Origin of the sequence: Blautia sp. Marseille-P2398 (genome assembly GCF_964240315.1) — a bacterium.
Classification (GTDB): domain Bacteria; phylum Bacillota; class Clostridia; order Lachnospirales; family Lachnospiraceae; genus Blautia_A; species Blautia_A wexlerae.
In genome coordinates, this window is sequence record NZ_CAXSTD010000008.1 from 20,742 (window position 1) to 28,643 (window position 7,902).

Consider the following 7,902-nt stretch of genomic DNA (forward strand, 5'->3'; position numbering starts at 1 on the left):
TATAGACCTTGTATTAAATAAATTATATAAATCCTTTGAAAATCAGATTTTCAAGATACGCGCCTGTAGCTCAGTGGATAGAGCAGTGGTTTCCGGTACCCATGAACAACCGACTTAGAGCCTTATAAAACAAGCACTTCTTAAAAACTTCACCCTTATTTCACCCTTATTAAATCGAAAAGAGGTAGTTAAAAAATGGCAAGAGTAAGAAAAGTAGAGCTTACATCAGAAGAAATTAAGGCACAAATTACATCTATAGAAGAACAAATTACTAAGCTTACAGAAGATATCAAAGGCTTGAGAGTGCAGAAAAAGAATCTTTCTAAAGATCTTGTTGCAGCAGAGAAGAAAGAAGCAGCCGTAAAAGAAGAACAGTCTATGAAAGATCTTGCCAAATTACTTCGAGAAAAAGGACTTTCTGTAGAAGACGTTCGGAATATGCTTGATAAAGAATCAAAGTAAAAAAATGGGTAGCCAAGTATAATGCTTGACTACCCATAAAATTTTATGCGGTCATTTCATAATATTTTTCTTTAATATCTTCATTAATAAAATTTAGATTATCTGATGATATATCAGATGCAAATTTCCAATAATATCCACGTTTGGTTAATCTATCTTTGTTTGAACTGTTTGTAATTGTTGATCGGCTTTCTGATGTTTCATTAGTTGCCATATTCATGTTATTAAATATATTTATAATTTGCTTATTATTGTTAAGTTGAATAATAGGTTTCCCACGTTGTAATAGTGGTGGTAATTTATCATAATATGTATCGCACCATCTATATCCATGTGAAGAATTTTTCCGAATATCAGCATAACAATTAGACACATCCAAATATGAACGATTAATTGGTATATTTAATTTTCTAACTGCATCAGAAATACTTTCATACTGATTAATAAATTGACCATCTAATGTATATACATAAATTGTTTTCTTATTAGTGCTATTATGAATATCTTTTATAATTCTGTCGTCGTTTTTATACTTCCATTGGAACCCAACAGCGGTAGGAGCCAGCTGCCTGCATGCATTTGATATACAATAAGTTTTATAATAATCAGATGCTTCTTTCAGGCTATCCCACTCTTTGATAAAGTTACCATATAAATCATATTGTAAGATAGGAGTACGACAATCATAAGGTATATATGGTTCTATTTTTGGTATAGGATCTTCTTCATATTCTCTCCACATAAATCCCTTCCATGTACGGCCTTCTTGAGATAGTGCCCAACGTATTCCACCACTCTCTTTATTTTGATTTATTTCTAATGCAGCGTTTCCTATGCTGGGATATGATTTAATAAAATTTCCATCTAAGTCATATTGAGCAATTTTTACACAATGTCCACCAACAAACATTCCACCAGAAGCAATATTATACCCATATTCTGGTTGATTAGATTTTAAATATAAAATAATTTCTTTTTCTAATTCTTCAGCTTCGGTTTGACTTAAGTCTGAGGCAATAATTTTATGTTCAATATTACTCCAACCATACTTTTCAATTGCTCTATAAAACATTTGTGTCTTATATCCAAGTCCGTTCATCCATCGTATTTTAGGATGTCTTGAAGTAATTCCTACATAATACTTATCATGTCCATATGAATTTATTTCTTTTGGGACAATATGTATATATAAGTAAAATTTCAGTGAATCAGTAATCGTATTTTTACAATAATCATAAATTTTTTGATTTATTTCAGGTGATAAAAATTTATTTTCCATATAGCCTTCCCCATAAAAAATAATCCCTACATATAAATGCAAGGATTATTTTTTAAAACCATTGTCCATTAAATCTTGATAGTTCTTTAATACGAACTCCATTGAGGCAGTAACACGACCATTGGTCATTCCGTTCTGCTCAAGAATTTTTTCATATTTATCATACAAATCAATAATATGTTCGTATTGTTCTTTATTATAGTCTCTGTCGTTCATAACAGTATTAGAGAATTCTAAAATAGTTGTTCTTATATCATCAATTTCTTTATTGATGAGAAGCGTCTTCAGTTCATTAATGCCATCCTGTAAGACTTTCTGATTATCTTCGAGTTTATCTCTGATATTAATGGACTGATCATGATAATTATGCTGAGACTGCTCAAAATCAGCAATTTTCTGTTCCATATCAGACAACCTCTTCTCTAAAGCTTTTTTCTGTAGAGATGCTTTTGTTTCGAGACCAAGAGTATCAAGAAGTTTCTCCCATCCAGCTTTTAAAGCTATAGCAAGCATTGCACAAAGAAGTAAAGATATGATCACATTGATCTCACCAAACTCATGGATTTTCTGTATCTGTTCAATACCCATGATGTACCTCCTTATGCCTTAGTAATATATTTGGCTGATACATAGCCAACATATTCATTTTTAGTAATTGATACTTTGTACCATCCGTCACCTTTAGTATCTTTTGTAACTCCGAGGACATTAACAAGATCGTCTTTATTTAACTGCGGATACTCTAATAGTAATGGATGCTTTGTGCCAGCCTTTTTACGAACATTCAATTTACTTGCAGTTACCTTTCCTACAAAAGGATATTTCTTTGTAGTTGTTGCAGCAGGAGTATTAGGATTTTTAATGTTAGATTTTTCTACATACCCTATATATTTTGCAGCGATACGAACCTGATATCTTGTGCCAGATTCACCGATGATGTCTACAAGATTACCTGCATTAAGTTTAGGATATGTACTTAGCTTAGAAACTCCTGTAGCGTCTGAGAATACATCTGTTCCATTAGCTGTACAAGAACCTACCCATGCAGTATAAGATGGCTGTACAGGTGCAGTAGATGTTAAAATAGATGTGACAATAGAATAGTCTGGACGACAGAATTTAGTGCCTGGAAGATTAGAATTGTAATAAGATTTAGCAAAAACTCCTCCACCATTTGGAACAACAGTAGAGCCAGCTGAAGTATTCCCTTCAATAGTATAAAACTTATCACCTTCAACTTTTGTGACAATTCCTGTATGTGCAAAAGTACCGTTACGATAGAAGATCACAATGTCTCCTCGCTGTGGATTTGCATACTTTGTAAAGAGATTTCCAAGAGTAGGACAGTATACATAAGGCCAATGTTTAAGGAGTTTTTTAGCTACATCAAGACCGAATGTTTTCATCATGCACCAACTCACAAACGCTGCACACCAAGCCTGTGCCTGATACTGAGGATATACGTCTCTCCAGTATTTAGTGTAGTTATTGTAACCTGCATTTGCAGTTTTATCATCAAGCTGAGAATTAGATTTCTTCTCTAAATATCCAACCTCATTTTCAGCGCAAGCAATAAGAGCATCAATAGCTTTATCTTTATTCATAGTATCACTTCCTTGTGTAGTTGTTGGTTTGAGAGAGTTTGTAGAAGTAGTAGAAGATTTAGAATAGTCTTTATAGAATACACTTCGATCGGTTTTTGTTGGAATACCAGGAATGGTTGCCTTACTAGAATATTGCCATCCAATAACACCAGTAGAAGCAGGAACTCTTAATCTTTCCTGTAATTCACCGGTATCATTATTAGGATATCGGGCAACCCAACAATCATACTTTTTAGCACCTTCTGGTAGTTGATACTGATACCAAGAATAACCACAGTAAATACCAAATTTATATCCAGCTTTGACAATAATAGCTCTAAACGCTTCGATCATTTTCATCATTAAATTGTCAGATAAATTCTCCTGACATTTATCTTCTATATCAAGAAACACTGGATAATCCAGTTTTCTTTTATTCAATGTTTTAATAACTACATTTGCTTCATTTTTAATCTGAGCAATAGTAGTAGCATAGCTGTATTTATAGACTCCAACAGGAATTTTATTCTCAATACAGCCTTTATAATTAGGTTCGAATGTGCTATCAATAATATTTCCTTTTTCTGTGATTCGTAGGATAGCGAAGCCCATTCCATAATTAGCAACGGTTTTCCAGTCGATTTTTCCATTCCATCTGGAAACATCAATACCTTTGATTTCTGGCATAATATCAAGCCTCCTTTTGAATTGAATTAAAGATAATGACATAAAGTCATTAAAAGAAATGTCAAAACATAACATAAAAAGAGAGGGTAGTTAGCCCTCTCGATTAATTAGTTGAAAGTCTTATTTCAATTCTATAATGATCATCTGTGAGATTTTCAGATACAGTAATAAGCTTTAAATTTTCTTTCTCAATTGTTTTTGCAGCAGAATTAATTTCTATATGTTCAAGATTTTCTCTTGTGAGCATTTTAATGAGATTTTCTGTAGTAAGAGTTGGCTCATCTAAAACAAAAGTAATACTTCTACGCTCATCTTCACTTAAATTAGTGTTATAGTTAATATTTGTATTGGAAATTTCAATTTCCTGTTTGTCTTTTAAAATAAGCTTCATTTAAGCATCCTCCTTTGATAGTTCTTTTAGCATATCCAGTTCAGACTGGCTTATGATTTCCAAAGCCCATTCATCAGGAATATGCATTTTCATTCTTGTGGACATATTATGTTTTCTGTAATATTTATTCCAGAAGTAGATATTACCGAGAGCACGAGCTTTATGCATAACACAAATGAATGTTGCTCTTGCATCTGGGGTTCCAAATACTTGATAGTTATAAGCTGTACACCAACTACATCCTTCAGCGATATGACAGTTAAAACATTCATCTGTACTTTGAGTTCTACGATCAACTTTCTTCAGTGCGACTACACGACATTTCTCACAATCATGAGCACAGATTCCATCATCTACATTACCAATAGAGTATGGTTCCTGCTCGCCATTAAGAGAAGATTCCATATATCTGATGCAAGGATAAAAAACTCCATCAGGATCGACAGATAACATGACTCCATTTCCACCACACCAATTTTGTAGATCAGTAGACTCCTTCGGATGGAAGAAATTATTTTCGTACAGAGAACATCTAAAGCTACCATCTAAGAAATTCAAGTTAGTGTCTAAGAAATAATCAGCAACTCGTTTCATTTCTGCATACAAAACTACTGCATGAGTTGTAGTCCATCCTTTTTCATATACACAGTTTGCATTTATATCGTCATACCCAAGTTCAACCATATGAGTGAGAGCTTCATATAAATGCATAACATTACCTGGGGCAATAGTAATCTTACTTCCCATAACTCCACCTTTATCCATCCAGTCTTTAGCAGCAGCCACGGCAAGATCATAACTTGGTCTCCCGTCAGGAAACACTCTACATGCATCATGCAATTCTTTATTGCCATCAACAGTTACTGAAAAACTGAGGTTGTATTTATACTTATTTAAAAATTCCTGTACTTTGGGATCAAAATATAAAACTCCATTAGAACAAATAGAGATTCTATGTAAAGTTGCCCACGGATGATTAAGCTCTATTGCACGATCAAGAAAATATTCATAGATTTGCTGAATCAATTCAACTTCAAGGAATGGTTCGCCACCGATAAACTCAATAATCACTCCTGGAGAAGAAATAGGGTTGATGTATTCAGACATTCCCTTATCTCCAGTAAGTAACATATCTACAGCTTTTTTTGCTGTTTCAAATGACATTCGACGTTTCCCTTTGCAAGTCTGATAACAATAAGTACATGCAAGATTACAATCGTCAGTTACTTGGAACGTCAAACTCTGTGTTAAAGGTCTTTTATACCCAGCATCTTTTGCTCTTTCGGTTAACTCAGGATATAAGTGAGCAATAGTGTCGGTAAACTGCATTCCTTTTCTATAATTACGTGATACCATATATAGTACTCCTTAATTTAATTCTGGAATGTCACAATCACATAAGATGTCAACATTAAGCTGACAAGTTGCATAATCCAGATTCCAGTTAAGCTGATGGTCCTGTAAATATTTAGGAATATAGTCAGCTTCTAACACATGTTTTGCTTCATCGAAAGCAGTGGACATAGTTACATATTCCTCATGATATTTTTTAAAAAGAGCAGAGTCAATAAAACTTGCATCGTCTTTATGCGTTTCCATTAATCTATTTAACAGTAACATTCTAGCTTCTGTTTCAGAATGAATCCTTTGAATTTTACTTACAGTATCTTCAGCAATATCAATTTTTAAATTTCTCATATAAATTTCCTCCGTTTATTCATTTAATCTAAAAAGCAGCCAAATCATGAAGACTTAGCTACTCCAAAACAAGTTCCTGAGCATGTGGCGCCGCAAGTAGAAGAACAGTTTGATGAGCACGAAGCGTCACAAGATCCACAGCCAGAACATCCAGCAGAACAGGAACCAGAACAGCCTTGGCAGGCAGATGCGCATCCTGATTGACAACCGTCGCAAGAATCAGTACAACCAGAACAGCCAGAGTTGCATCCAGTTAGACATCCGGTGCATCCTCCACAAGAATCAGTACAGCCAGATGAACAGCCGCTACAACCATCACAATTTCCAGAACATCCACCAGAACAAGAACTACAAGAACTACAACTTCCCATACAACCACCTGAACATCCAGAACATTGTCCACATGAAGCAGTGCATCCAGAGGAACAGTTATTTTTACAAGAACCACCAGTAGAACTCGCACCACATTGTCCTGTACAACCACTACCACAGCCAGTACATGAAGAACCACCACAAGATCCACTGCAATTAGAAGTACAATTGGAACATCCTAAACATCCAGAACATCCATTCTCGCATCCAGAAGAGCAAGTACTTTCACATCCAGTACTACATCCTCCTTCGCAACCACCGGTGCAGCCACTACACCAAGTGCAAGAAGTATTACAACCACCAGTGCATCCTTGACATCCATCTCCACATGATGTATAACAATTACCACTACAAGAACTACATCCTGTGCATCCAGAATAACAAGCACCATAGCATAATCCAGCACATGATCCACGACATCCAGAATCAGAACTTGTCTGACCTTTAGTTGTAAGATTATCTACAAATTTTTCTACAGTAGTCAAATCTGGTATAGTAGTGGGTTTGTCACCAATTAAAGTATTATCTTGCATAAAATCATTTATCTGTAGCATAGGATCAATTAATTTATGTAATTGGTCATTAGTTATTTCTCGACCTGGTACAGCAGTAAAGTCCCAGGCGGAACCTTGATACTGATTTACATTTATTCCATGATAGGTATAAGTTCTTCTATTCTTTAATTCATTATTCAGCTTTGTTTTTATTTCGTTTAATTTTTCAGCAGTTACTATTGTATCAGCCATATATCCACACCTCCTTACGCAATTGATGTAACTCCAACCATTGTAGGAGCAATAGCTAAGTAATCTACGCAAACTGTCTGATTTGATAAAGCACTATAAACGTTTAAAGTTATTTTAAGTGTTCCAGAAGTATTTTCCACAGCAGTTCCGAGAGTGGTATAGCTGTCTTCAGCTTTAAACATATTTGGTTTAATATATTTAGTTGTCGTTGTTGAACCATCGATAATCGTTAATTTGAAAACGTTAGAACTAGAAGAGATTGTAGAAACTTTCATTCGGATCATAACACTATATAATCCTTTTGGGAGAGTTACAGATTTTGTAAAGATATCTCCTGTTGAACCAGTAGATCTTGAAATTACTTTATATTGAGCAGCAGAATCTGTTACAGTAGCAGATGACGAGAGAGTAGTTCCACCATACATCACAGCACAAGCAGCTATGTCACTTTTAGTAGGTATACCAATTTCATTTAATGACCAACTAAGATTTGTAGTTCCATCAAATGATTTTGTTGAGTTTCCAATAGTGATATTTCTTGATGTATTTAACTTAATAGCAGAATCTGCAGCACCGCCAGCAGAAGAGGATCCTGCATAGTTATGAGTATGAGATGATGGTGCGAATGTAGATGGCTTACCTGTAACATTACCCCAAGCAACAGAATTTGCACTGCCAGCACTA

Annotated in this window: 9 protein-coding genes and 1 pseudogene; 1 reads left to right on the forward strand and 9 read right to left on the reverse strand. The window is 34.6% G+C overall.

Annotated features, from left to right (window positions below; all coding sequences use genetic code 11):
• The first annotated feature begins 195 nt into the window (after positions 1 to 195).
• Positions 196 to 462, forward strand: a complete 267-nt coding sequence (locus ACESZG_RS10220) for a hypothetical protein (protein ID WP_055053288.1) — start codon at positions 196 to 198, stop codon at positions 460 to 462.
• Positions 463 to 505: 43 nt separating this feature from the next.
• Here the strand turns inward: ACESZG_RS10220 and ACESZG_RS10225 are convergent, their stop codons facing one another.
• The 9 genes and pseudogenes from ACESZG_RS10225 to ACESZG_RS10265 all read right to left on the reverse strand — a co-directional run.
• Positions 506 to 1,741: an NUMOD1 domain-containing DNA-binding protein gene (locus ACESZG_RS10225; protein WP_227193993.1), complete on the reverse strand. Its 1,236-nt coding sequence runs from the start codon at positions 1,739 to 1,741 to the stop codon at positions 506 to 508.
• 45 nt (positions 1,742 to 1,786) lie between these two features.
• Positions 1,787 to 2,329 carry a hypothetical protein gene (locus ACESZG_RS10230; protein ID WP_373218092.1) on the reverse strand — a complete coding sequence of 181 codons (543 nt, stop codon included), beginning with the start codon at positions 2,327 to 2,329 and terminating at the stop codon, positions 1,787 to 1,789.
• Between the two features lie 11 nt (positions 2,330 to 2,340).
• A complete protein-coding gene (locus ACESZG_RS10235) occupies positions 2,341 to 4,011 on the reverse strand; it encodes a GH25 family lysozyme (RefSeq protein ID WP_373218094.1) in 1,671 nt (556 codons plus the stop codon).
• Positions 4,012 to 4,114: 103 nt separating this feature from the next.
• Complete coding sequence (locus ACESZG_RS10240; protein ID WP_173696967.1) at positions 4,115 to 4,402, reverse strand: hypothetical protein; 288 nt, start codon at positions 4,400 to 4,402, stop codon at positions 4,115 to 4,117.
• Positions 4,403 to 5,758 (reverse strand): radical SAM peptide maturase, CXXX-repeat target family, encoded by a 1,356-nt coding sequence (locus ACESZG_RS10245; protein WP_373218096.1) that lies wholly within the window; start codon positions 5,756 to 5,758, stop codon positions 4,403 to 4,405. It lies immediately after the preceding gene.
• A 12-nt stretch (positions 5,759 to 5,770) separates the two neighbouring features.
• A complete protein-coding gene (locus ACESZG_RS10250; protein WP_373218098.1) occupies positions 5,771 to 6,100 on the reverse strand; it encodes a hypothetical protein in 330 nt (109 codons plus the stop codon).
• 253 nt (positions 6,101 to 6,353) lie between these two features.
• Positions 6,354 to 6,611, reverse strand: a complete 258-nt coding sequence (locus tag ACESZG_RS10255) for a hypothetical protein (protein WP_373218100.1) — start codon at positions 6,609 to 6,611, stop codon at positions 6,354 to 6,356.
• A 39-nt stretch (positions 6,612 to 6,650) separates the two neighbouring features.
• Positions 6,651 to 6,878 carry a hypothetical protein gene (locus ACESZG_RS10260; RefSeq protein WP_373218102.1) on the reverse strand — a complete coding sequence of 76 codons (228 nt, stop codon included), beginning with the start codon at positions 6,876 to 6,878 and terminating at the stop codon, positions 6,651 to 6,653.
• 354 nt (positions 6,879 to 7,232) lie between these two features.
• A pseudogene (locus ACESZG_RS10265) lies at positions 7,233 to 7,902 on the reverse strand (hypothetical protein); the annotation flags it as partial.

Bases quoted from the DNA above. Each gene is read 5' to 3' on its own strand.
- ACESZG_RS10220 (WP_055053288.1), top strand. From the start codon at position 196: ATGGCAAGAGTAAGAAAAGTAGAGCTTACATCAGAAGAAATTAAGGCA.
- ACESZG_RS10225 (WP_227193993.1), bottom strand. From the start codon at position 1,741: ATGGAAAATAAATTTTTATCACCTGAAATAAATCAAAAAATTTATGAT.
- ACESZG_RS10230 (WP_373218092.1), bottom strand. From the start codon at position 2,329: ATGGGTATTGAACAGATACAGAAAATCCATGAGTTTGGTGAGATCAAT.
- ACESZG_RS10235 (WP_373218094.1), bottom strand. From the start codon at position 4,011: ATGCCAGAAATCAAAGGTATTGATGTTTCCAGATGGAATGGAAAAATC.
- ACESZG_RS10240 (WP_173696967.1), bottom strand. From the start codon at position 4,402: ATGAAGCTTATTTTAAAAGACAAACAGGAAATTGAAATTTCCAATACA.
- ACESZG_RS10245 (WP_373218096.1), bottom strand. From the start codon at position 5,758: ATGGTATCACGTAATTATAGAAAAGGAATGCAGTTTACCGACACTATT.
- ACESZG_RS10250 (WP_373218098.1), bottom strand. From the start codon at position 6,100: ATGAGAAATTTAAAAATTGATATTGCTGAAGATACTGTAAGTAAAATT.